We start from the raw sequence: 23,982 nt of genomic DNA on the forward strand, positions 1-23,982 counted from the left end.
TATTACTCCGGTTTGTTTTAGCTTCTAGACCTGTGACCGTAGGTCCTAGGTTTAATATAATGATCAATAAAAGGGGCACAGAGATTGGCGAGTAAAATGGCAAATGCAAAGGCATCAGGATAGCCGCCATAGGTTCTTATCACATACACTAACAAGCCAATTAAGCCGCCAAACAATAGACGGCCTCGCACACTGGTGGCAGCAGTGACTGGATCTGTCGCAATAAAAAATGCCGCTAACATACTGGCGCCAGACACAAGATGAAATAAAGGACTGGCATGAGTGTCTGGATTTAACAGATATCCGGCACTGGCGCTAATAAAGAGTCCAGCTAATACCCCTACTGGAATATGCCAGCGGATGAGTTTCAGTTTTAGCATCAACAGTCCCCCAGCTAAATAGGCCATGTTGACCCAGAGCCAGCCAACACCAAAACCATGATTGAAGATAGATTTGGATAAACTTTCTGTACTTGTTAGCCCCATCCCTAAGTCTGTTTTTAGTGTATCGAGTGGCGTGGCCATTGCGATCCCATCGAAACCTAACTTGTAAGCTTTAATATCATCAGCGGATGGACTTAAAAAAATCAATTGTAGCGAGTCCCAAAAATTCACAGCTTGAGTGACTAATTCCATCGGTGCAACCCAGCTGGTCATCTGAACCGGAAAAGAAATCAGTAACACGACATAACCCACCATTGCGGGGTTGAAAATATTATGTCCAAGCCCACCGTAGAGATGCTTAACGATAACGATTGAAAAAAGTATACCAATAACAATTACCCACCAAGGTGCGAGCGGAGGAATGGCGATCCCTAGCAGTAATGCTGTGAGTAGGGCACTGTTATCTTGTAGGGTTTCACGAACAGGTCGCTGTCTTAATTTGAGTACTAGCCCTTCGCTGAGCAGGGCAACGCTAATCGCTAATGCAACTTGTATTAAAACTCCCCAACCAAAAAAATAACACTGGGTGACGACACCAGGAAGAGCACACCATAGTACACGTTGCATTACAGTACGAGTTTGAATACTTCGACTCAAATGAGGCGAAGAGGCTATCTTAAACGCCATCAGTTAATCCTTTTCATTATCTAATTTAGCTTGTGCTTTTTTGGCTTTGGCTCGAGCGACAGCCGCAGCAATTTTCACTTGTTTATCATCAGCTGCAGTAGGTGGATTGTCATCAGTGGTGTTGGGAGCCTCTGAGATTTGCTCGGTTGCTTTCAATGCTGCTTTTTTGGCTTTGGCTCGAGCGACAGCCGCAGCAATTTTCACTTGTTTATCATCAGCTGCAGTAGGTGGTGGATTGTCATCAGTGGTGTTGGGAGCCTCTGAGATTTGCTCGGTTGCTTTCAATGCCGCTTTTTTGGCCTTGGCTCGAGCGACAGCCGCAGCAATTTTCGCTTGTTTATCATCAGCTGCAGTAAGTGATGGATTGTTATCAGTGGTGTTGGGACCCTCTGAGATTTGCCCGGTTGCTTTCAATGCCGCTTTTTTGGCTTTGGCTCGAGCGACAGCCGCAGTAATTTTCGCTTGTTTATCATCAGCTGCAGTGGCTGAGGTATTCTCATCAGTATTGGTAGGAGTTGCTGAGACATTTATGGTTGAGTTAAGCGCTGCTTTTTTGGCTTTGGCTCGTGCAACCGCCGCTGATATGGCATCCCGTTTATTATCAGACTTACTCTCTGGCGATAGGTTTATTGCATCTGATTCTGTTGGTTTAATCGATTTTTTTGCCTGTATTCTGGCCATAGCCAGAGCGACAGCATCTTTATCTGAGCCCGACATATTGGCTTTACGTCTTTGTGCCGCTTCTTTTTGCTTAGCGTCACGGGCATTTTTTTCATCTTCTAAACGTTGAGTTCTCAGTTCAAACCTTTGTTTAGCTAATTCAGCTTGTTTTTTCTCTTCTATTTCACTTTTTACAGCTGATTTGGCTACGCGGTAATATTCCACCAAGGGAATATTACTTGGACAAACATAAGTACAGCAGCCACATTCGATACAATCATTGAGATTGTAATTGAGTGCTTTATCATATTCTTTCGCTTTGGCATGCCAAAAAAGTTGTTGGGGCAATAGCTGAGCTGGGCATACAACTGCGCATTCACCACATCGTATACAAGGGAGCTCTTTTTGCTCAGGTGCCATTTCAGTTTCATTGGGTAATAAGACACAGTTAGTGCCTTTAAGGATTGGAGCGTTGTCATTATAGAGGGCATATCCCATCATAGGACCACCAATAATGACTTTATCGGTGTTATTGCCTGAGAAGCCAGTGTGTGACAAAAGGTGCGAAATAGGGGTTCCGATCGGCGCCCAATAATTACCCGGCGTAGATACATTGTTACCTGTGATGGTCACCACTCGTTCAATCAGTGGGTAGTTTCGGAGTACTGCATCTTGTATTGCATAGCAAGTCGCAACATTTTGAACCAAAATACCCAGCTGAGCTGGAATAGCACCAGAGGGAACCTCTTGACCTGTTAATATTTGAATTAACTGCTTTTCACCGCCTGAAGGATATAATGTCGGGACTGATGTGATCCTCACCCCGTCTTTGGGAAGCAGACTGCGGTTCAATGCCTGTTGCATGATATCAATGGCTTGAGGTTTATTGTCTTCAATGGCGATGATGAGGCGCTTGGGAGTTAACAATTGATATATAATGGCAATGCCTTGCATTATAGCATCGCTTTGCTCTCTCATTATCATGTCATCAGAGGTAATGTAAGGCTCACATTCAATCGCATTGATAATGAGGAATTCAATGTCACTAGCCGGGTTTAATTTTATGTGGCTAGGAAAAGCGGCACCCCCTAAACCAGCGATCCCAGCCCGTTGAATTTTACTTAACACATCCTGAGCTGAGAAGTTTTCAATATCACTCAGCGCCAGTTTAGGATGGATGTTATCGCTTAAGGTGTCCAGTCCATCGGGGCGGATCACACAGCTTAATTGTGGAAGACCTGAAGGGTGATTGCTTGGGCGTTGCTCTATGTGAGTGACATGTCCTGAGGTCGGTGAGTGTACCGGTAAATAACCAAAGTGATCACCGTTTGTTATGTTCATTCCTTTCGTCACATAATCGCCAATTGTGACGTTTAATACGGCATTGTCACCTACCTGAGTGAGTGGAACGATATATTCATCTGCCAGTGGTAAGCATGAAATCTTGGATGTATTTGACAAGGTTTTTCGCTCTGGAGGGTGAATGCCTCCTATTGCACGCCATAATGTTCCTTGATCAATCTGTTCCAATAAGGTTAGCACTTGGTGTCCTCTTCAAGCATTTGAACGGGAATGACATTTAATTTCCAGTCCCAATTTTTAACTGTTGGTGTGATGGGAAGCATATCAATACAGTCAACTGGGCATGGTGCGACACAAAGATCGCAACCGGTACAGTAATCTGTGATCACAGTGTGCATCAGCTTTCCAGCTCCAAGGATGGCATCAACAGGGCAAGCTTGGATACATTTCGTGCAGCCAATACATTCATCCTCACGAATGTAGGCAACTTTTTTAATTTGGATCTCTTCACTTGCCGTTAAAGGCTCTGGCTCTACACCAGCCATGTCAGCAAGCTTTTCCATTGTGGCTGTACCACCGGGAGGACATTTGTTTATTTTTTCACCGCTGGCGATGGCTTCTGCATAGGGACGACAGCCAGGATAGCCGCATTGACCACATTGAGTCTGGGGTAACAAGGCTTCGAGCTGATCAACAAGAGGGTCAGCCTCTACTTTAAACTTCTCTGCTGCAATGCCAAGTAAAATGCCAAAAAAGAGAGCTAAGAGGGTCAGTAAAACAATTGCAATAAAAATATTAGACATTGTTAATTAACCAACCCAGTAAAGCCCATGAATGCCAATGACATCAGTCCTGCAGTGATCATTGCGATTGCCCCCCCTTTGAAAGGTTCGGGGACATCGGCCGCAGCGAGCCGCTCACGCATTGCTGAAAACAATATGAGTACAAGAGAAAATCCGACAGCGGCACCGAAACCATAAATTGCTGATTCAATAAAGCCATGTTTTTCATTAATATTAAGCAGAGCTACGCCTAACACAGCACAATTGGTTGTGATCAATGGCAGGTATATACCTAATGCGCGATACAGCGTAGAACTGGTTTTTTGGACAACCATTTCAGTAAATTGAACGACCACAGCGATGACTAATATAAAGCTCATTGTTCTTAGATAGCTTAAATCAAAGGGCAACAATAGATACTGGTTAATTAGATAGCTTAATATCGATGCCAAAGTGAGAACAAACGTCGTGGCCATTGACATACCAATAGCTGATTCGAGTTTGCTAGAAACCCCCATGAAAGGGCAAAGACCAAGAAATTTAACTAATACAAAATTATTAACAAGAACAGTACTTATCAATAGTAGGAGATATTCACTCATCTCAATTCATTATTTATCACAATTATGCCTATTATTATCGGCTTTTCTGGGAGTATAAACAACACATAGAATGCAGGGTTTTGTGAAAATAGACACATTTTATGGTATCTAGGTATTTTTAACTGCTTCTGGCTCGGCGATATAATAACCTTGAAGCCCATCAATCAATAACTTTTCCAATGCTAGTTTTTCGTCTTGGTGTTCGACACTGGTTGCCACCACATAAATGCCTAATTGGCGTGCAATATTAATGATCATTTTAACAAAAAACTGATTATTAGTATCTTGATGTATATTGTTGGTATAGGAGCCGTCGAGTTTAATAAAATCAGGTTTTATTTGATTAAAAAATTTAAAAGAGGTAAAACCCATGCCAAAATGCTCAACAGATACTCTACAGCCTAGGCTGTGAATAGCTTCAACAAATTTATAACTTGCTACTAGGTTGGTCTGCATACCAGATTCGTTCACTTCAAAAACAAGTCTGGAGGCTGTGTTCTTTTGTTTAGCGAGTAAGGTTTTTAACCAGAGAATAAATGGCGCTTGCATGACTGAAACTGAACTAATGTTAATCCCATAAGCACCAGTGAGTGTTGGATCCTTAGCGAGCATAGCTAGTGTAGCCATCACGACAAGCTTATCGAGTTCGATAATCATATTGTGGCGCTCTGCCATTGCTATAACAGTATTTGTTGGCAATAACTGTCCATCATGATTATAAAATTTTGAAAAAAGTTCATGATAAGTGGTCGTTTCTTTTTGACAAGGTAAGATGGCTTGGTGATAAAATTTTAGGGACTTTTTGTTAATAATATCATCAATCGTTTCTTTCCAATGTTTGTCATCATAAAGTACATCGTTGTTATTTTTTTCGAGTAAATAGAAACTGTTAGGGCCTAATGTTTGGGCTATGCTAGTGGCTGTATCTCCAAGAGATAAGAGTGTTGCAGGCTCACTATCATGGGTGTAAGGAATAAGGCCAATATGGGCAATCGATTCGTTGTTAACCGTTTTTTGATATTCATCGAATTGACTTTTTAAATTTTCGACCAAGGGAAGGCCATTTTGAATAATGAGCCCTGGGAGGAAAATAGCGAAATCAGCGGTGGAAATTCTGTAACAATCAGCATTAGGGTGTTCTGTCAGGGTCTTTCTAATACAATTTGCTATTTTTATTAAGTAATTATCACCTGCGCTGCGACCTAGAGTCTCATTAATGACATTGAGTTCAGAGGCTTTTATGAATGCTAATAAGCCTATTTTATTTTTGTCATCACTGGATAGCGATGCGAGTTTATCTGTAAATTTTGAGCGGGTAGCAAAACCTGTAGTTTGATCTTTAAAAGCGGCACGATTGAGATCTTCATATTCTTTTGTTCTTTCCTCACCTTGTTTTTTTAGCTCACAGAGGCAATGTTCTAATGCCTCTGCTAAAGGCGTGAATTCGGCTTGTAATTTAGAACTTTCTAATGGGTGGTAATGGTGGTGTGATAGTTCATTGACATAGTCACTGGCATAAATTATTTTTTGTTTTATTTTTATCATTAAGCTGATAAATATCAGTGTGATGATGAAATAGGTTAGCCAGATAATGAGGTTTATTTTTACAAATTGAGAGACTGCATTATGGGTTAAATCTTGTGTGAAAAGCTTGACTTGCAATCGACCTGATCCTACTTGGCGAGTATCTGGTAATGTTAACGTGAATAATATACTCAAGGGATGATGTGAAGTAGGGTTGAATTCCCCTTCAGTAAAGTTCAAACGGTTTTTACTTGCATGAATAAATTGAAAAAACTGAAGCGGTGTATGAGACTGTATTTTTGCATAAAGAAGCGCACCATCTTCTGGAAAAGTATGGTCTATTGTTATGTATGAATGATAATTTTCCAGCCTTAGCTTGCCTTTTTTAGCGAGTATATGAGCTTGCTCCAAATATACAAGGAAACTAAGCCCGATAAAAAGTACAAAAATAATCCCATGAAAAAATTTCGATATGTGCATAAAAATCCATTTTGATAAAACAGAAAAAGTCACAGATAATATTATTTTAGTTAATGTTGAGGGTTATGCTATTGAAAAAAGATTAAAATACGTCTTTAAGGCAAAGGTGTTCATGACATTCGTCATGGCATTGTGTGGATATGAGCTGTGTTTAGGTAATACTAACGTCAGCGAATAGTATTAAATGATGAGTTATTAACATGTACATTGGCTCCCCAGACTGGACTCGAACCAGTGACATACGGATTAACAGTCCGCCGTTCTACCAACTGAACTACAGGGGAATCGATTTATTGTTTACATTGACTTTTTAAATTGGCTCCCCGGACTGGACTCGAACCAGTGACATACGGATTAACAGTCCGCCGTTCTACCAACTGAACTACAGGGGAATCGGTTTTATATTTACATTGACTTTTTAAATTGGCTCCCCGGACTGGACTCGAACCAGTGACATACGGATTAACAGTCCGCCGTTCTACCAACTGAACTACAGGGGAATCGATTTTATTGCTTACATTGACTTTTTAAATTGGCTCCCCGGACTGGACTCGAACCAGTGACATACGGATTAACAGTCCGCCGTTCTACCAACTGAACTACAGGGGAATCGATTTAATATTTACACTTACTTTTTAAATTGGCTCCCCGGACTGGACTCGAACCAGTGACATACGGATTAACAGTCCGCCGTTCTACCAACTGAACTACAGGGGAATCGATTTAATATTTACACTTACTTTTTAAATTGGCTCCCCGGACTGGACTCGAACCAGTGACATACGGATTAACAGTCCGCCGTTCTACCAACTGAACTACAGGGGAATAATTTAAAGTCATTCATTGCTGAAGACGGAACGCATAGTAAATCGCTCTTCGTTATGAGTCAACTCAGCGGACAAAAAAAAGTGAATTTGAGCGGTTAAGTGCTCAGCAAACACCCATCATGGTGTAGATTCAATCGTTATCCTTGTTGTATCTATCATGAATTTTTTGATTTGGCAGTAATTAACATGACTAAAGTCAATGCCATTAGCTTGTCTTTGTAAATGATGTGTATCAGCATATTGTATGATATAGGCTGTAAATAGATTGGATGATAAGGGTTTACAGTGGCGATATATGTCAGCTTATCCAGATGGATCAGGCTCTTATTTAAGTGTTTTATTAGTTGTGGCTTTTTTTTAAAACACTCAAATGAAATAAAATTACATCATTTTTTATTTCATGTAGAGAAGAATGATATGTGTTAAAAGTCACGTATAATAAGGGGTCGGTTGAGTTATCCACTATTTCTGTGGATAAACCTGTGGGTTAAGCTAAAAATAGTGTGTCAACCCCTTAAAAACAGTGAGCTGAAGTTAAAATGAGCATTTTTATTTGGAATATTTAAAATGATTAATTAACAATGACTTGGTAAAAGCAAGTGCTTATTTTAGAGTGGATTTATAATGTGATCTAATTGTAACCGTAAAATGCTTGGGCCTTGTGTACTATTTTGTCATTTCCACTGTGGGTATGATGTTTCCATGAACGACTTAGCATTTTTTTACTTGTTGTTTTAAAATTTCATATTCTTAATTCTTTCCCTCATTCATCGCCGTTATCTTTAGGTGCATTAAGTGAGTTTGGGTATTAAGATTGATATCAGATACAATGTTCTGCTTATGATGGCGGAAGTCATCATGGGGTAATAGATCAAAATAGCGTGCTCATTATTTAGGAAGTGCAATTAGTGACAGAATTATCTTTTCAACTTGAATCTCAATATGCCCCTGCGGGCGATCAACCCAAAGCCATCGAAAAGTTAGTTGATGGCATTGAAGCGGGTCTTGCTTGTCAGACTCTGCTTGGTGTGACGGGATCGGGTAAAACATTCACCATTGCCAATGTGATTAAGAAAATGGCTCGTCCTACCATTATTATGGCGCCTAATAAAACGTTAGCTGCGCAGCTTTATGGTGAGATGAAGGAGTTTTTTCCTCACAATGCTGTTGAGTATTTTGTTTCTTATTATGATTACTATCAACCTGAGGCTTATGTGCCTTCAACGAATACTTTTATTGAAAAGGATGCTTCGGTCAATGCACATATAGAACAGATGCGTCTTTCTGCGACTAAAGCATTGTTAGAAAGAAAGGATGTGGTATTAATAGCCTCTGTATCTGCCATTTATGGTTTAGGTGATCCTGATTCTTATTTGAAAATGTTATTGCACCTAAGACAAGGTGATTTTATGGGGCAGCGAGATATACTTAACCGCCTCAGTGAGTTGCAATATACTCGTAATGATATTGAGTTAAAGCGAGGCACTTATCGCGTCAGAGGTGAGGTGATTGATATTTTTGCCGCTGATTCAGATAGGAATGCCATACGGGTAGAATTGTTTGATGATGAGATCGAACGATTAAGTTTATTCGATCCGTTAACGGGTCATATTATTCAACGTATTGCGCGTACGACGGTATACCCTAAGAGTCATTATGTGACACCTAGAGAAAAAATATTAACGGCAACAGAATATATCAAAGAGGAACTTAGAGAACGTAGACAGCAATTACTTGATAATAATAAGTTGGTTGAAGCGCAGCGTCTTACCGAAAGAGTTCAATACGATATCGAAATGATGGTTGAACTGGGCTATTGTTCTGGAATTGAGAATTACTCTAGGTACCTTTCTGGTCGAGGAGAGGGCAGTGGACCGCCGACTTTGTTAGATTACTTACCCGCTGATGGTTTACTGATCATTGATGAATCACACGTTACCGTGCCACAAATAGGGGCAATGTATAAAGGCGATCGTTCGAGAAAATCAAATTTGGTTGAATATGGTTTCCGTTTACCTTCAGCATTGGATAACAGACCGCTTAAGTTTGAAGAATTCGAAGATTTAATGCCACAAACTATTTACGTATCAGCCACGCCCGGAAAATATGAAATTGACAAGAGTGATGGTGAAATTGCTGAGCAAGTGATCAGACCAACAGGCTTGCTTGATCCTGTGCTTGAGGTTCGTCCGGTTGATATTCAGGTTGATGATTTATTATCTGAAATTGCGCTGCGAGTGAAAGTGAATGAACGTGTTTTAGTCACTACTTTAACGAAACGAATGTCTGAAGATCTTACCGAGTACCTAGATGAACATGGGGTTAAGGTAAGATACCTGCACTCTGATATTGATACCGTTGAGCGAGTTGAGATCATAAGAGATCTTAGGTTAGGTGTGTTTGACGTACTGGTGGGTATTAATTTACTTAGGGAGGGACTTGATTTACCTGAGGTGTCATTAGTGTGTATTCTTGATGCTGATAAAGAGGGTTTTTTACGTTCTGAGCGCTCTCTTATTCAAACCATTGGTCGTGCAGCCCGAAATATCAATGGGAAAGTGATCCTTTATGCTAATAAAATCACCGATTCGATGGCAAAAGCCATGGGTGAAACGGAACGACGTCGTAAGTTGCAACATCAATTTAACCTAGATAATGGCATTACTCCAAAAGGGGTATCGAAGACAATTACCGATGTGATGGACATTGGTGGTAAGGAATATGAGCAGCCAGATCTTACTCATATCCGCAATATAGCAGAGGCGAAAGGTGAGTATAAGGTCAAAGATGTGGCAACTGTCAGTCATCAAATTGATGCATTGGAAAAATTAATGTATGAGCATGCAAAAAACCTTGAATTCGAGCAAGCCGCTGCAGTACGAGATCAAGTGAGTCGACTTCATAGCACTTTGATTAAAGCCTAATGAGACTTTAAAAGTGTCGATTATTGATCACACGATGCTTTTATTATTTTTCTTTGTAAAATAAGTTTGAAAAATACCATGGCAAAAAAAAGTATGATACCTGTGATCGTGCCCACTAAATGAGCCTCTATGGCCACACGGGTACCAATCATTTCAGTGACTTGTTTACTGGCACCGAACCATTGCTCATGACCGACTTTTATTATTACGCCGATCAGCAATAAATATCCTGAACGCATGCCCACTTGGATATCTTTAATGGCACCATAGGTAAATATTCCGTGTAGTACACCGCTTAAGCCAATATACCCCAGTACGTTAGGGTAAAAAAGATACAACCCGGTACCTTGTAACAAACAAAGTGTTATAAAAAATAGGGTAAAGCCGGTTAAATGGTAGTGTTGCTGATGCAGTAAGATAATGACCCATAATCCGGCTACGTTCATCACAAGGTGCCAAATGTTGGTGTGTAACAAGTTGCCGGTAAATAATCGCCAATATTCGCCTAATGCTATCTCGTTTCGTTCATAGGCCAGTAGATCGTCTATGCTGACATAAAATAATATGATTGAACTGAGTGAGATAAGTAATATTATTGGTAAAGTGCTACCCCATAATGGTGGTGTTTTTAACACTTAGCGGCCAAATCAAGTTGTACTTGCTGTTTGTTATTAGCATAGTCATCAAGTCCTTTTTGTCTCAGTAAACAGGCTGAGCAGGTGCTACAACCAGTGCCTTTGATGCCATTATAACAGGTTAAGGTTTCATCCTTGATTAAGGTCAAGCTGTGATATTTGTCTGCAAGTGCCCATGTTTCAGCTTTATTGAGCCACATCAATGGGGTTGAGAGGAGTAGAGGTCTATCCATGCCTTGTGTTAATGCAGATTGCATTGCTTTGATAAAGTCATTGCGACAATCTGGGTAACCTGAAAAGTCTGTTTCACAGACACCAGTGATGACAGTGCTAGCACCTAGTTGATAAGCAAAGATACCTGCGAGGGTTAAAAATAAGATATTACGACCCGGTACGAAGGTATTGGGTAGACCATTATCCATCAGTTCATTTGATACTTGAATTGAATCACGAGTAAGGGATGAAATAGCCAATTCATTTAGCATAGTCACATCAAGTGTCTTATGACTTTTAAGTCCGAGCTGTTTGCCTAGTTTTTTTGCAATGTCAATTTCTTGTTGATGTCTTTGACCGTAATCAAAGGTGATACCGTGAACTTCTTCGTATTGAGTGAGGGCTTGAATGAGACAAGTAGTTGAGTCTTGACCACCACTAAACACGACGACTGCTTTTGACATAATAATCACTAATTAGAATACACCTTTGTTATTTTAACGGATTTGACTTAGCTTGCAAATAATTAAACTTATAATAACGTCTAAGCTTCTGAAAATTATTACAATTTAAATAAGTTTTATATGTAGCCAGTGTCATGTTTTCAATGCGTAGATTGAGCTATATACTGTGAATGTAGGCAAGCTTTCTCACTCAACAGCAAGACAGTGGTTTCACATTGTAGGTTTGACTTGCCAGTGACGGGGAAATCAATTATAAATGCCGCCTAATTTATTTGAAGGTTCAGCATGAAGTATCCGGTTAATGAAGTATTTGAGACGATCCAAGGTGAAGGAGTTTACACCGGTGTTCCAGCCATATTTGTGCGCCTTCAAGGGTGTCCTGTTGGCTGTAGCTGGTGTGATACAAAACATACTTGGGATTTACTTGAAACCAATCGTGTTGAGCCTGAGTTGGTGATCCAAGTTGATGGTACTATTGGGCGTTGGTCACATTTAACGAGTGATCAGTTAATTCACCGTTTAAAACAGAAAGCGTTTACGGCTTCACATATCGTTATTACTGGAGGTGAGCCATGTATGCATGACTTAACGGTGATAACGGAGACATTAAACAAAGCTGGCTATTCGACACAAATTGAAACCAGTGGTACGTTTACCGTGTTGTGCTCAGATGAAACTTGGGTAACCGTTTCACCTAAATTGAAAATGAAGGCGGGGATGGCGGTATTGCCTCAAGCACTTTATCGCGCCAACGAAATTAAGCACCCTGTTGCCACTCAAACCCATATAGAAGATCTTGACGCCTTATTAACAAACATTGATGTAGCTAATAAGACTATTTGTTTACAACCTATTAGCCAAAAAAAACGAGCAACTGAATTGGCTATGCGTGTCTGCATCGAGCGAAATTGGCGATTGTCGATACAGACTCATAAGTATCTAGAGATTGATTAGTTCAAGCGACCAGTGAGGGAAAATTGTGTGAGTTGAGCCTCGTATTTGCTCAGCGAGCCTATGTTCTCTTGCACCCAACTTGGGTCGTAATAGCTATCTAAGTAGCGTTCTCCAGAATCACACAATAAGGTCACAATAGAACCCTGTTGATGACTTGCTTGCATCTTTACTGCTATTTTAAGGACACCATATAAGTTTGTGCCTGTCGAAGGTCCTGCTTTTCTGCCTATTAGTTTTTCTAACCAGCGCATGGTGGCGATAGAAGCGGCGTCGGGTATTTTCTCCATATTGTCGATGACACCTGGAATAAATGACGGTTCCACTCTTGGGCGGCCAATACCTTCAATTTTACTGCCATGAGCCGATGTTAACGTTTTATCACCTGTAGTGTAATAGTCATAAAATACAGAGTGTTCTGGATCTGCAACGCAAAGTTGAGTATCGAGCCGCTGGTAACGTATATAGCGACCAATGGTTGCTGATGTGCCTCCGGTCCCAGGACTCATCACTATCCAGCTAGGAATAGGGTGAGGTTCTAACGCCATCTGTTCGAAAATTGAATTGGCTATGTTGTTATTTCCTCTCCAGTCTGTTGCACGTTCAGCATAAGTAAATTGATCCATGTAATGCCCATCAAGTTGACTTGCTAATTGCTCCGAAGCGGCATAAATCTCACTTGAATGGTTTACAAAATGGCAGCAGCCGCCATAGAATTCAATCTGTTGAATTTTTTTCTTTGCGGTAGTGTTAGGCATAACGGCAATAAAGGGTAGGCCGAGTAATCGAGCAAAATACGACTCAGAGACAGCTGTACTCCCAGATGAAGACTCTATAATCGTTGTGCCTTCTTTAATCCAACCGTTGCAAAGCCCATACAGAAATAACGAGCGTGCCAGCCTATGTTTAAGGCTGCCTGTCGGATGGGTACTTTCATCTTTAAGGTAGATATCAATTCCTGTGAGTTGAGGAATATCCAATTTAATTAAATGAGTATCAGCACTGCGTTGATAGTCTGATTCGATCTTTTCGATCGCCATGTTAACCCAAGAATTCATTATATATGCCCTGTACCGTAGATGTTATTATCTAGATAGTAACCAATAATAATTAAGGTAGGAAGTTAAAGCAGTGTATTTATGTTGTGTGACATCAATGTATTTTAAACGTTAGTCAAATGTTTAAAATAAGCAATGATGCTGATTCAGTTAATAAGAAGTGGTGGAGGGAGAAGGATTCGAACCTTCGAAGGCTGAGCCGTCAGATTTACAGTCTGATCCCTTTGGCCACTCGGGAACCCCTCCACGGATACTTTTATTATCATTTTGCGCAAGTGGTGGAGGGAGAAGGATTCGAACCTTCGAAGGCTGAGCCGTCAGATTTACAGTCTGATCCCTTTGGCCACTCGGGAACCCCTCCTCAACTTGCGGCGAGAATAGTAGACACAAACGGTGGTTGTGTAAAGGTCCTATTTGAAATAATTGCTAAAGTTGTGCTCCAAGCGGCCGATTAATTACCAATGGGTTGTTTTAGTGATGAATTTTTATGCGAACAAGCACAATTTTAATCAATGAGTCACAATTGGGCACACGCCTTAATCACGCCATCGATCAAGATAGGCGAGGTGAGTTTGCACTTTTATTAGCATTCCTGTCTGCAGATGCGCGTGATATGGCTCAATTTCACTTGAGTCATGATGCTATTGATCCAAACCTAGCCTTGCGTGCTAAGTTTGAGTTGCCAGAAAAACAGGATTTGATCAATGATGTGACTGTTCAATCATCACCTAGGGATAATAGTTCCACCTTCGTTAAAGGTGGAATAAGGGCTTTTCAACTTATGCAAGCTTTGTCTCCTGAGGCTTTGGTGATCCGAGGTGATAAGCCGATGCTGATGCAAAAGGTATTGGCAAATTGCGACATCTTAACCAGACAAAAATATAATAATAATGTGGCATCAGAGGTTCATTCAGCTCTGGATATTCACTTTGTTGATCTGCTCGCTCAACAACGGTTAATAAGTCGGGGCTTAACCTGATTGTTAATGACTTATTGCTTTATGATCTCTCTTCAATTTTTTAACGCGAAACCCGTCAACTGTTAGCGTATAATGATGACCAATGTACATCAATAGAGCTAATAACGAATGAAGATAGCGACACTAGAGCAATCAACCTTAGTGAATGACACCTGTAATGATTGCGGCAGTTATGCTGATATTGGTGCTATGATTGATGAAAATGATACTCAGTTATTGCTTTCTTTTACAGGTATTGAAGCGCATAAAAAAGCCAAGATCACAGCAGAAAAAGCAAAAAATCGTTTCGATAATGTAACAAGTGAAATAAAGAGTGAAGGTGAAATATTTAACTTATTGATTAAATTTGCCTTTAGTGTAGAGAAAATAATATTTCAACTAGAAAATAGCATTTAAATTGGCGGTGATGTTTGCAAATTAGCTAGTTGGTCATGTAGTCTGGCGCGCTAATAATAATTTTAATACTGACTAGTTTCGAAAAATTGACAAACACGATCAATTAAATGGAACATTGGGTAGGCATGCTTACTCATTTTAGGGAGCTAAGTGAAGAAGTTTAAGTATCAACACTTATTGGAGTTGATTGTTAACTCTGAAGCTAAGCAAGAGGGGAATTTTCAAAAGACTGCTCAAATGGCTGCGGAGTTGTTATGTCAACATCTTCTCGTCACGCACGTCGGCGTTGTAACTATCTCTTGTGAAAACAATCAAATTAATCCTATTGCTAATTATGGCCATATTTCACCTGATGGCTTTGTACGCCCAGCTCCGGATTTATGCCCTAAATATATAACAGAATTAGCCAATAAACGCCTAATTGATGCTTTTGATACAGGTAACGATCCTAGGCTGTGTGAATTAGCTCTCGGGTATTTTACGCCCAGTGGCGTGAGGTCTACACTTGATGTTGCAATTCGAATTAATGGGTATTTAGAAGGTATTTTATTTCTTGAAAGAATGGAATTTTCTCATTGGTCAGACAATGATATTCAAATAGCCTCCCAAGTGGCTGATCAATTAGCACTCTCGCTTGCAACGCGTAATGCCTATGAAAAGGAAGAAAAATTAGCACTATTACTGAACGCTGCTGAAGGCTCTGATCAAATCACCATGCTAATTAATCTTAAAACAGAAATGGTTGAATATGTTAATCAGGCTCACGAGACAATAACGGGTAAATGTAAAACGAGTGTGATTGGCCACTCATTGCAGGAATTAAGTTTTGTTAACCAATACCCTGAAAAAGCGAAAGAAGTGTTGGCTAAACTTAAACAAGGTTTAGTGATGAAAGGCGAAAGTCAAATTCTCAAATTAGACAATTCTTCATGTTGGGTTCGTTACTCTATTAAGCAGTTTATTACTGATAGAGGTAATCATTTTGCTTTAATAAATGCAGAAGATTGTAGTGAAGAGCATAAGCATAATCTGGAACTTGAAAGACTGGCATGGCGTTGCCGTTTAACGGATTTATATAATCGAACTTATTTTATTAAAAAGCTTGAAAAAGTAAGTAAAGGACATTTATTACTGATTGATCTACGAGGTTTTAAACGATTTAATGATACATATGGCCATGATAATGGTGATCGTTTATTGATCGAGATAGCCAGCAGGTTAAAACATTTTGCTAAGGTTAATCATACAGAGCAATTTGCCAGAGTTGGTAGTGATGAATTTGCTATTGTTTTCCCTGAATTGACACAAAGTGAACTAACATACAAAACCTCAAGTCTCTACCGCCAACTGACTAAGGCGGTGGTGATCGATCGCGAACACATTGAGCCCAAACCTGCTCTTGCGGTTGTAGACATTGAAAAAATTGAGGCTAATTTTTTACCTTTAGCTTGTGCTGATATTGCTCTTCAATATGCTAAAAATAAACAGGGAGATGCAATTCAAATATTTAATAACGCTTTGCTTAGTACTTTTAAAGAGAATGCTGAAATTGAAAGAGATTTACAAACGGCACTTAGAGGAAGAGAATTTGAACTTTATTATCAACCAATAAAAGATCTTCAAAAGAAATGTTATATTGGGGCTGAAGCGCTTATTCGCTGGAATCATCCTCAAAAAGGTGTGCTATATCCTGGTGCTTTTATCGCAATAGCCGAGCAAACTGGCCATATCAATGCCATTGGTACTTGGGTGCTGGAGGCGGCTTGTAAGCAGCTCAATCAGTGGCAACGTCAGTATGTTAATTTAACGATGCATGTGAATGTGGCTGCGAGACAATTTTTTAGTGGTAACTTATACGTTCAGGTTTGGGATTTGATCACATGTTATCGTTTAAAACCTGGGACCTTGATTTTAGAAATTACAGAAACAGAACTAATGGAAGACATAAAATACGCGACTCATTTATGTCAGGAGTTGACGGAGCTGGGGGTTGGGCTTGCTATTGACGATTTTGGCACCGGTTACAGTTCGATGCGCTACTTAAAACAGTTCCCTATTTGTAAACTTAAAATCGATCGCTCATTTATTTCAGATCTTTCCACTAGCCACGAAAGTCAGGAAATTGTGAGTGCAATTATTGCTATGGCATCAGCATTAAATATTTCTGTGACAGCTGAAGGGGTTGAAACGAAAGAGCAGGAGCTTTTTTTAGCAGATAATCATTGCCATCAAACCCAAGGGTTCCTGTACAGTCCGGGGTTAAGAGAATCAGAGTGTAGCCAATTTTTTATAAAACAAGGTAAATCATGCGAAAGTCCATCAATGGTTTAGCGTACAGCTCGTTTAGCTCAGTCTATTTTAGGCAGCATTGCTTATATTTTTTCCCGCTGTGACAAAGACATGTTTCATTTCTTTTAGGATAAACAGCAGCTTTTTGTTTTCCTTGTGTATAGAGCCATAGGCCATTTTCACAGATAAATTGCGAACATTCATGGATGGCATTGATCCCATTTGCATCGCGATACCAGGCTTGAAAACAAACTTCGCCTGAATAGGCTTGCATGTGATGTGACATTATTTGAAGAGAAAGCCATTGTAACGCATCATTTTCGGCTAATACTTCAGCGGTTAACGTATTTAAAAATGCTGGATGATGAGTTTGGATTAAATAATCATATTGTTTCATAACAAAAGCAGTATAGCGGCTTCTCATTAATTGCTCTGGCGTGATAGGCGTACTATTTGCTTGATGGTAAGGAGCACAGCATTCACTGTATGAGACAAAAGTGTGACTGTTATTTTGACTGCAAGGGCAAGGTTCATCTAAATGAGTCATCATGGTTCACGGTTGTTAATAAGGGGTAATAGTGCCTATAATACCAATTTTGTATCAATTTTACAGCCTATATAAAGTAGAGCTGATCGAGGCTGCAATGGTTTAGTTGGCAAGCTGTCTCAAAAGAACTTGGGCAAGAGGTTAGCTACTTTAAGTGCACAGGGGATCCATTAAGTGTGGTTTATTGGCGATGAATTTAGTTTGACAAAAAGTGTGTCAATGTTTAATTTAAACGAGTGTTTAAAATAGAGTTAGAAGGCGATGTAATGGCAAATCGATCTGATACCAAAACAAGAATACTGGATGCTGCAGAAAAATTATTTGCAGAACGAGGTTTTTCTGAAACCTCATTACGTTTGATAACCAGTAAAGCAGAGGTGAATCTTGCTTCTGTCAATTATCATTTTGGATCAAAGAAAGAGTTAATTAGAGCTGTTTTAGCACGTTATCTCGATGTGTTCATGCCTGTTGCATCGGCAGAAATTGTTAAATTACAAGGAGGGGATAATACTGCATCATTGGATGATATCTTCTCTGCTTTGGTTGATCCATTACTGGATTTAAATCAATTAAGGGCAGAAGGTACGAGCACTTTTTTACAACTCTTAGGCCGTGGTTACATTGAAAGTCAAGGTCACCTCCGCTGGTTCATCACCACTCATTATGGTGAGCATTTGACTCAATTTGTTAAAGCTGTTGCCGAGAGTACCCCACATATTCCTCCCGCTGAGATGTTTTGGCGTTTACACTTTACCTTAGGTACCGTTGTTTTTACCATGGCATCAGCGGATGCTTTAATTGAAATCGCTGCTGCAGATTTTAAGGAACATAATGATATTGAAGCCGTTATTCGTAAAATGATCCCCTATTTATCTGCTGGTGTTTCAGTACCAGTGAATGAAGATGTTATTTAAAAGGTGAACCCATGACTCTATTTATACTCGCACTGCTGGTTATTATTGTGCTTTTTGGTGTTAAAAATATCAGGATGCAGTTTGTTACACGTCCTGTTTTTTCGTTTTTTAAAAAGGTACTTCCTCCTCTTTCTAACACTGAGAAAGAAGCCATGGAAGCTGGAGATGTTTGGTGGGAAGGAGAATTATTTCGCGGTAAACCCAATTGGGAAACATTACATAGCTATGGTAAACCTAAGCTCACTGCTGAGGAACAAGACTTTATTGATAATCAAGTGATCACGGCGTTAAGCATGATTGATGATTTTGATATTGTTCAGACACGTAAAGATCTTCCACCTGAATTATGGGAATATTTTAAGCAGGAAGGCTTCTTTGCACTTATCATCCCGAAAAAATATGGTGGTAAAGCGTTTTCTGCTTATGCTAACTCGACCATTGTGGCTAAGTTGGCTAGCCGGAGCGTGAGTGCTGCGGTCACGGTTATGGTGCCTAATTCACTCGGCCCTGGAGAGTTATTGACTCATTACGGCACGAATGAGCAAAAAGAGTACTGGTTGCCTCAACTTGCATCGGGTAAAGCGGTGCCCTGTTTTGCGTTAACAGGTCCTGAAGCTGGTAGCGATGCAGGTGCCATCCCAGATACTGGTGTCGTCTGTCGTCAGCAGTTTGAAGGTGAAGAAGTGTTAGGTTTAAGACTTAATTGGGATAAACGCTACATCACTCTAGCCCCAGTTTCGACAGTTCTTGGTTTGGCATTTCAGATGCAAGATCCAGATGGATTGATTGGTGATAAAGAAACCATGGGTATTACCTGTGCATTAATTCCCACCGATCACGATGGGGTGGTGATCGGACAAAGACATAACCCGTTAAACATGGCTTTTATGAATGGCACGACCCAAGGGAAAGATGTTTTCATTCCTCTAGATTGGATCATTGGCGGTCCTCAATACGCGGGACGTGGATGGCGGATGCTGGTTGAGTGCTTATCTGCTGGTCGAGGTATCTCATTGCCTGCATTGGCAACAGCATCTGGACACACGGCGACGAAAACGACAACGGCTTATAGCTATGTACGTCATCAATTCGGTCTTTCCATAGGGGAGTTTGAAGGTGTGCAAGAAGCGCTTGCTCGCATTATTGCTAATACTTACCAGTTAGAGGCGGCAAGAAGGCTCACGACCACAGGTATCGACCTTAAGGTTAAACCTTCGGTTGTGACAGCAATTGCAAAATATCATATGACTGAGCTGAGTCGAGATGTACTCAACGATGCGATGGATATCCAATCAGGAAAAGGGATCCAACTTGGCCCTAAAAACTATTTAGGTCATCCCTATATGGCTAATCCTATTTCCATTACTGTTGAGGGAGCAAATATTCTGACGCGCAGTTTAATGATATTTGGGCAAGGGGCTACACGTTGTCATCCCTATGTACTGGCTGAGATGGAAACTGCCGCCATGGAAGATACTTGCGCCGCGTTAGCGCGTTTTGATTCTCTTTTATTAGGTCATATTGGGTATGTGGCTAGAAATGCGTTTAGTTCATTATTGAGTGCTTTGACAGGCAGTCGTTTTAACCAATCACCAGTCAGTGGTGAAACTCAGCATTATTATAAAGAGATGACACGCTTGTCATCATCATTAGCATTAATGACAGATTTTTCTATGTTGGTTATTGGGGGGGATCTTAAACGTAAAGAAATGCTGTCAGCACGTATGGGCGATGTATTGAGTGAATTGTATCTTGCTTCAGCAACGTTAAAATTATTTGAAGATAATGGACGTCAGCATGATGAGTTACCCGCGGTGCGTTTTGTCATGGCGACCCGACTCCACAATGCCGCTAAAGCGCTTGATGGTGCGCTACGAAACTTCCCTAACCGTCCGGTAGCTTGGATGATGAGAGCGTTGATTTTCCCTCTGGGTAATCATTTTAATGGTGCCAATGATAAAATGACCACAGATCTCGTCACTGGAATGATGAAACCTGGACCTGCTCGTGATAGATTGACTTTCCTTTGTCCTGATTTTGAGCAAGATAAAGGGGGGATTGCAGAGGTTGAAGATGCATTTAAAGCTCAATATGCCTGTCGTCATCTCTATAAGAAGATAAAGACAGCCCAACGTGATGGCTTACTGTCTAAAAAAATAGCTAATATTGAATTGTTTATTTTAGCGACTGAAAAATTAATTATTACTGAAGCAGAGCATGATTCATTACTTAAGGCTGATGAGTTACGGCTAGCGGCCATTAATGTTGATGACTTTACCACTCTCTAGCGTTAAGTTGTATGACACAAAATAGGGCGCATTAGCGTCCTTTTTTAATCGTTTTTGATGGTATCTGCCTCAGCCTCTAATAAGACATTATGATCGATCTGAGGATAAACAGTAGATGAAAAAAATAAATCAGTACGTTGTTGTGATCATGGTGATCATCGCTAGCACCCGTGTGTTTGCATCGATACCTTCAGATGAGCAATGTCACGATATTAACATACAAACGTTAGGTGCTGGAGGGCCTGAAATTGATGATGGTTTGGCATCGTCATCGTTTTTAGTGTGGATAAATGGTAAGGCTAGAATTATGGTCGATGCTGGTGGAGGCAGCACGCTAAATTTTGAAAAATCTATGGCAAATTTTAATGACTTGCAAGCCATTTTACTGACTCACTTGCATGTAGATCATAGTGCGGCGATCCCAGTTTATATTAAGGCCGGTTTTTTCACTGGTAGAAAAACACACTTAGCGATTTTCGGCCCTAATGCAGGTGCTGGTTTTCCTTCGACAACAGCATTTATCTCAGCATTGTTCGATGATAAACAAAATAGTGCCTATCCCTATTTGTCTGATAATATCAGGGAGCAAGCTTCCACAGATTATTTGGTGATCCCGCATAATGTGTCACCTGAAAATGCAGTGTGGCAACAAGCATTAAGCAAAGATTTATCGATTGCTGCTATTAATGTTGTTCATGGCCCAGTGCCAGCTTTAGCCTGGAAAGTCATTTTTAAACAGTGCTCAGTGACATTTAGTGGAGATATGAATGGCAGTAGCGGTCATTTAGTCCTGTTAGCCAAAGACACGCAGTTATTAGTGGCCAATAATGCGATTGGACAAGAAGCGGGACGCGTGGCAAAAAATCTTCATATGACGCCAAAAATCATTGGTGAGATCTCACAACAGGCGAATGTCCATAAATTGGTATTAGCGCATTTTATGTTGCGCAGTGTCAGTAAAACAGATGAAAGCAGAGATATCATCAAAAAAAGCTACTCTGGTGAGGTTGAGTTAGCGAAGGAACTTGAGGTTATTAAATTAAGTAGCGGTGACAGTGGGGTGGAGGAGTCAATGACTGATTGATGTCATCATTAGACAAGGATAGTTGTTATTAAAAAACACCAGCATGATGGCTGGTGTTTTTGAAAATAAGTGAGTGATTAGCCGCAAAAATGTTTAACGGCGTGACTAACCAGTTCAATACCCGTTTGTTCACACGGTGGTAGTTGTGCTTCACTTTGGTGAATAGGTGTGACTCTGTCACCCCATTTTATCAATGTCGCTGCTGAGGTTAGACCCGCTCCAAAAGCGCAAGATAGAATCGTTTGTCCCGATTTTATTTTACCTTGTGCAAGTGCATCGCAAATAGCGATAGGAATGGTAGCAGCCGAAGTATTACCGTAGTTGGCGATGTTCACTATTGCTTTTTCTTTCGGGATTTTCATTCGGTTGATAAGCGTATCTATGATACGTTCATTAGCTTGATGAGGAATAACCCAATCAACAGCATCTTTATCTACGCCACATTTTTGCAGTACCTGAGTGCTTAATTTCCCCATGCCTGCGATGGCACGTTTAAAGATTTCTTGGCCGTTAAACTCAATGTAAAATTCAAGTGAATTAGCACTAAATCTATCCATTGCGGTTCCGAAGCCTGATTTGAGAATATCGCGGCCAGCAGGATCATTGTTTAGCTCATAACCAAGCACCCCGATAGCTTCATCAGTCGCTTCAAGTACGACAGCTCCTGCGCCATCACCAAATAGAACGGCAGTTTCACGACGTGACCAATCGAGATAGAAAGATAAACGTTCCGCGCCTATCACAAGTACTTTCTTGCATTGGCCACTTTTAATTTGTGAGCTAGCAAGACCGACGCCATAAAGAAATCCGCTACAGGCTGCATTGATATCAAATGCTGCGCAGGTTGCGCCGACATTGGCTTGAACCGTAGAAGCGATATTGGGGATCAAGGTATCAGGACTGGCAGTTGCAAGTATGATCATGTCTAAATCAGAGCCTTTAATGCCAGCGGCTGCGAGTGCATGTTGCGCTGCGACAGAGGCCAGTTCTGAGGTGTTGACATGACTGATATGACGTTGGCTAATGCCGGTACGTGATTTAATCCATTCATCAGAAGTGTCAATGAAGGTCGAAAGGTCATGATTTGTTAAGGTTGCTGGCGGAACACATTTTCCCCAGCCGGTGATCGTGGCGTACTGCATCAGTTTTTCTCTCAAATAAAAAGGCAAAAATTATAACTTTCTTATTAAACATAACTTAGCTTAACAAGTTGGCCGATCTCTCCTGTGTTTTATGCTACTTTTTGTGCGACAAGATCGCGTAAAGTGCTTGCAGCATGCAGAATATGTGATCGTAGAAGTTCGACGGCCTTATCGACTTCTTTATTCTTACAGTAACGGAGTAAATCTCGATGATCGTGTTCTGCTTGTGCTATTGCACCTGCAAGCTGTAATTGTAATCGAATATAACGATCACAATTGGTATTTAAGCCATGCACGACTTCTAACGTGTGTGGTCGATTAGCAAGATGATATAAGCATGTGTGAAACCGAGTATTAAGTTCACTCCATGTCGCAATAGCATCTTCTTGTTTAAAGGCTATTTCTAGTTCATCAAGTACTTTTTCAGCTCGTAAATAATCTTCATCTCTTAGATTGGGTATGGCTCTCGCTAAGAGGTCTGTTTCTATCATTACCCTTAGCTCAAACAATTCAGTGACTTGTTCCACTGAAAGCTCTGTTGCAGTTGCCCCTTTGTGCGCTTCAAATTTGACGAGCCCTTCAGCTTCAAGTTGAAGTAAGGCTTCTCTAATGGGGATCCTACTGACATGAAATTCGGAGGCTAAGGCACTTTGACGAAGCGGTTCGCCTGCAGCGATGTCACCAGACAGAATTTTCTCTCTGAGCACTTCAACAACAACTTGTGTGCGTGTTTTATGGACAATGGGTGTTGTTCGGCTCATAAATTCAGTTTGATTAATCTTATGCTATTTTATTCGACTAAGACTACCGTTAATACTGCAATAAATAAAGGGAAACTATATTTCCCTCTA

Annotated in this window: 19 protein-coding genes and 8 tRNA genes; 8 read left to right on the top strand and 19 right to left on the bottom strand. The window is 40.5% G+C overall.

Annotated features, from left to right (window positions below; genetic code table 11):
• Positions 1–17: 17 nt before the first annotated feature.
• The 11 genes from rsxD to HQQ94_RS10500 all read right to left on the bottom strand — a co-directional run bounded on the left by rsxD (position 18) and on the right by HQQ94_RS10500 (position 7,245).
• Positions 18–1,070 (bottom strand): electron transport complex subunit RsxD, encoded by a 1,053-nt coding sequence (gene rsxD / locus HQQ94_RS10450; protein WP_173294367.1) that lies wholly within the window; start codon positions 1,068–1,070, stop codon positions 18–20.
• Positions 1,071–1,073: 3 nt separating this feature from the next.
• Entirely contained in the window at positions 1,074–3,272 is a 2,199-nt protein-coding gene (rsxC, locus tag HQQ94_RS10455) for an electron transport complex subunit RsxC (RefSeq protein WP_173294368.1), read from the bottom strand.
• Positions 3,266–3,835: an electron transport complex subunit RsxB gene (gene rsxB, locus HQQ94_RS10460; RefSeq protein ID WP_173294369.1), complete on the bottom strand. Its 570-nt coding sequence runs from the start codon at positions 3,833–3,835 to the stop codon at positions 3,266–3,268. Before rsxB ends, rsxC begins: the two co-directional genes overlap by 7 nt.
• Positions 3,836–3,837: 2 nt before the next feature.
• Positions 3,838–4,416: an electron transport complex subunit RsxA gene (gene rsxA, locus HQQ94_RS10465; RefSeq protein ID WP_173294370.1), complete on the bottom strand. Its 579-nt coding sequence runs from the start codon at positions 4,414–4,416 to the stop codon at positions 3,838–3,840.
• A 108-nt stretch (positions 4,417–4,524) separates the two neighbouring features.
• Positions 4,525–6,420, bottom strand: a complete 1,896-nt coding sequence (locus tag HQQ94_RS10470; protein WP_173294371.1) for an EAL domain-containing protein — start codon at positions 6,418–6,420, stop codon at positions 4,525–4,527.
• A 208-nt stretch (positions 6,421–6,628) separates the two neighbouring features.
• Positions 6,629–6,704, bottom strand: a tRNA-Asn gene (locus tag HQQ94_RS10475).
• 32 nt (positions 6,705–6,736) lie between these two features.
• Positions 6,737–6,812, bottom strand: a tRNA-Asn gene (locus HQQ94_RS10480).
• 32 nt (positions 6,813–6,844) lie between these two features.
• Positions 6,845–6,920: transfer RNA gene (locus HQQ94_RS10485), tRNA-Asn, on the bottom strand.
• A 33-nt stretch (positions 6,921–6,953) separates the two neighbouring features.
• Positions 6,954–7,029 (bottom strand) — tRNA-Asn (locus HQQ94_RS10490).
• 32 nt (positions 7,030–7,061) lie between these two features.
• Positions 7,062–7,137, bottom strand: a tRNA-Asn gene (locus HQQ94_RS10495).
• Between the two features lie 32 nt (positions 7,138–7,169).
• Positions 7,170–7,245: transfer RNA gene (locus tag HQQ94_RS10500), tRNA-Asn, on the bottom strand.
• Between the two features lie 910 nt (positions 7,246–8,155).
• On the opposite strand from HQQ94_RS10500, the gene uvrB reads away from it, so the two are divergent.
• The gene (gene uvrB, locus HQQ94_RS10505; protein WP_173294372.1) at positions 8,156–10,171 is read left to right on the top strand and encodes an excinuclease ABC subunit UvrB; all 2,016 of its coding nucleotides are present in this window, start codon (positions 8,156–8,158) and stop codon (positions 10,169–10,171) included.
• Positions 10,172–10,191: 20 nt separating this feature from the next.
• Here uvrB and rrtA read toward each other — a convergent pair whose 3' ends face one another.
• On the bottom strand, positions 10,192–10,806 hold the full coding sequence (rrtA, locus tag HQQ94_RS10510) for a rhombosortase (RefSeq protein WP_173294373.1): 615 nt from the start codon (positions 10,804–10,806) through the stop codon (positions 10,192–10,194).
• Entirely contained in the window at positions 10,800–11,483 is a 684-nt protein-coding gene (gene queC, locus HQQ94_RS10515) for a 7-cyano-7-deazaguanine synthase QueC (RefSeq protein WP_173294374.1), read from the bottom strand. Before queC ends, rrtA begins: the two co-directional genes overlap by 7 nt.
• A 285-nt stretch (positions 11,484–11,768) precedes the next feature.
• On the opposite strand from queC, the gene queE reads away from it, so the two are divergent.
• Entirely contained in the window at positions 11,769–12,437 is a 669-nt protein-coding gene (gene queE / locus HQQ94_RS10520) for a 7-carboxy-7-deazaguanine synthase QueE (RefSeq protein WP_173294375.1), read from the top strand.
• On the opposite strand, the gene HQQ94_RS10525 is transcribed toward queE, so the two are convergent.
• From HQQ94_RS10525 to HQQ94_RS10535, 3 genes are all read right to left on the bottom strand, one after another.
• Positions 12,434–13,492, bottom strand: coding sequence for a PLP-dependent cysteine synthase family protein (locus tag HQQ94_RS10525; protein WP_173294376.1), 1,059 nt, complete (start codon positions 13,490–13,492; stop codon positions 12,434–12,436). The genes queE and HQQ94_RS10525 overlap by 4 nt on opposite strands.
• Before the next feature lie 161 nt (positions 13,493–13,653).
• Positions 13,654–13,738, bottom strand: a tRNA-Tyr gene (locus HQQ94_RS10530).
• Between the two features lie 30 nt (positions 13,739–13,768).
• Positions 13,769–13,853 (bottom strand) — tRNA-Tyr (locus HQQ94_RS10535).
• A gap of 126 nt (positions 13,854–13,979) precedes the next feature.
• Here HQQ94_RS10535 and HQQ94_RS10540 point away from each other — a divergent pair.
• The 3 genes from HQQ94_RS10540 (at position 13,980) to HQQ94_RS10550 (ending at position 17,198) form a co-directional block, all read left to right on the top strand.
• A complete protein-coding gene (locus HQQ94_RS10540; RefSeq protein WP_173294377.1) occupies positions 13,980–14,471 on the top strand; it encodes a VC2046/SO_2500 family protein in 492 nt (163 codons plus the stop codon).
• A gap of 108 nt (positions 14,472–14,579) precedes the next feature.
• Positions 14,580–14,867, top strand: coding sequence for a DUF406 family protein (locus HQQ94_RS10545; RefSeq protein ID WP_173294378.1), 288 nt, complete (start codon positions 14,580–14,582; stop codon positions 14,865–14,867).
• Between the two features lie 150 nt (positions 14,868–15,017).
• Positions 15,018–17,198, top strand: coding sequence for an EAL domain-containing protein (locus tag HQQ94_RS10550; RefSeq protein ID WP_173294379.1), 2,181 nt, complete (start codon positions 15,018–15,020; stop codon positions 17,196–17,198).
• Between the two features lie 22 nt (positions 17,199–17,220).
• Here HQQ94_RS10550 and HQQ94_RS10555 read toward each other — a convergent pair whose 3' ends face one another.
• Positions 17,221–17,706 (bottom strand): YchJ family protein, encoded by a 486-nt coding sequence (locus tag HQQ94_RS10555; protein WP_173294380.1) that lies wholly within the window; start codon positions 17,704–17,706, stop codon positions 17,221–17,223.
• Between the two features lie 263 nt (positions 17,707–17,969).
• On the opposite strand from HQQ94_RS10555, the gene HQQ94_RS10560 reads away from it, so the two are divergent.
• From HQQ94_RS10560 to HQQ94_RS10570, 3 genes are all read left to right on the top strand, one after another.
• Positions 17,970–18,617 (top strand): TetR/AcrR family transcriptional regulator, encoded by a 648-nt coding sequence (locus tag HQQ94_RS10560; RefSeq protein ID WP_173294381.1) that lies wholly within the window; start codon positions 17,970–17,972, stop codon positions 18,615–18,617.
• Between the two features lie 11 nt (positions 18,618–18,628).
• Positions 18,629–20,905: an acyl-CoA dehydrogenase gene (locus HQQ94_RS10565; protein WP_173294382.1), complete on the top strand. Its 2,277-nt coding sequence runs from the start codon at positions 18,629–18,631 to the stop codon at positions 20,903–20,905.
• A 115-nt stretch (positions 20,906–21,020) separates the two neighbouring features.
• The gene (locus HQQ94_RS10570; RefSeq protein WP_173294383.1) at positions 21,021–21,989 is read left to right on the top strand and encodes an MBL fold metallo-hydrolase; all 969 of its coding nucleotides are present in this window, start codon (positions 21,021–21,023) and stop codon (positions 21,987–21,989) included.
• Positions 21,990–22,066: 77 nt separating this feature from the next.
• On the opposite strand, the gene HQQ94_RS10575 is transcribed toward HQQ94_RS10570, so the two are convergent.
• Positions 22,067–23,131: a ketoacyl-ACP synthase III gene (locus HQQ94_RS10575; protein WP_173294384.1), complete on the bottom strand. Its 1,065-nt coding sequence runs from the start codon at positions 23,129–23,131 to the stop codon at positions 22,067–22,069.
• 89 nt (positions 23,132–23,220) lie between these two features.
• Positions 23,221–23,892 (bottom strand): GntR family transcriptional regulator, encoded by a 672-nt coding sequence (locus HQQ94_RS10580; protein ID WP_173294385.1) that lies wholly within the window; start codon positions 23,890–23,892, stop codon positions 23,221–23,223.
• Positions 23,893–23,982 lie beyond the last annotated feature (90 nt).

It is taken from the genome of Shewanella sp. VB17 (assembly GCF_013248905.1).
In the GTDB taxonomy this organism is placed as follows: domain Bacteria; phylum Pseudomonadota; class Gammaproteobacteria; order Enterobacterales; family Shewanellaceae; genus Shewanella.

Excerpts from the sequence above, each read along its gene's own strand:
- HQQ94_RS10470 (WP_173294371.1), bottom strand. The coding sequence starts at position 6,420 with ATGCACATATCGAAATTTTTTCATGGGATTATTTTTGTACTTTTTATC.
- HQQ94_RS10545 (WP_173294378.1), top strand. The coding sequence starts at position 14,580 with ATGAAGATAGCGACACTAGAGCAATCAACCTTAGTGAATGACACCTGT.
- rsxD (WP_173294367.1), bottom strand. The coding sequence starts at position 1,070 with ATGGCGTTTAAGATAGCCTCTTCGCCTCATTTGAGTCGAAGTATTCAA.
- HQQ94_RS10540 (WP_173294377.1), top strand. The coding sequence starts at position 13,980 with ATGCGAACAAGCACAATTTTAATCAATGAGTCACAATTGGGCACACGC.
- HQQ94_RS10580 (WP_173294385.1), bottom strand. The coding sequence starts at position 23,892 with ATGAGCCGAACAACACCCATTGTCCATAAAACACGCACACAAGTTGTT.
- rsxA (WP_173294370.1), bottom strand. The coding sequence starts at position 4,416 with ATGAGTGAATATCTCCTACTATTGATAAGTACTGTTCTTGTTAATAAT.
- queC (WP_173294374.1), bottom strand. The coding sequence starts at position 11,483 with ATGTCAAAAGCAGTCGTCGTGTTTAGTGGTGGTCAAGACTCAACTACT.
- HQQ94_RS10525 (WP_173294376.1), bottom strand. The coding sequence starts at position 13,492 with ATGAATTCTTGGGTTAACATGGCGATCGAAAAGATCGAATCAGACTAT.
- HQQ94_RS10575 (WP_173294384.1), bottom strand. The coding sequence starts at position 23,131 with ATGCAGTACGCCACGATCACCGGCTGGGGAAAATGTGTTCCGCCAGCA.
- rsxB (WP_173294369.1), bottom strand. The coding sequence starts at position 3,835 with ATGTCTAATATTTTTATTGCAATTGTTTTACTGACCCTCTTAGCTCTC.
- HQQ94_RS10560 (WP_173294381.1), top strand. The coding sequence starts at position 17,970 with ATGGCAAATCGATCTGATACCAAAACAAGAATACTGGATGCTGCAGAA.
- queE (WP_173294375.1), top strand. The coding sequence starts at position 11,769 with ATGAAGTATCCGGTTAATGAAGTATTTGAGACGATCCAAGGTGAAGGA.
- HQQ94_RS10565 (WP_173294382.1), top strand. The coding sequence starts at position 18,629 with ATGACTCTATTTATACTCGCACTGCTGGTTATTATTGTGCTTTTTGGT.
- HQQ94_RS10570 (WP_173294383.1), top strand. The coding sequence starts at position 21,021 with ATGAAAAAAATAAATCAGTACGTTGTTGTGATCATGGTGATCATCGCT.
- HQQ94_RS10555 (WP_173294380.1), bottom strand. The coding sequence starts at position 17,706 with ATGATGACTCATTTAGATGAACCTTGCCCTTGCAGTCAAAATAACAGT.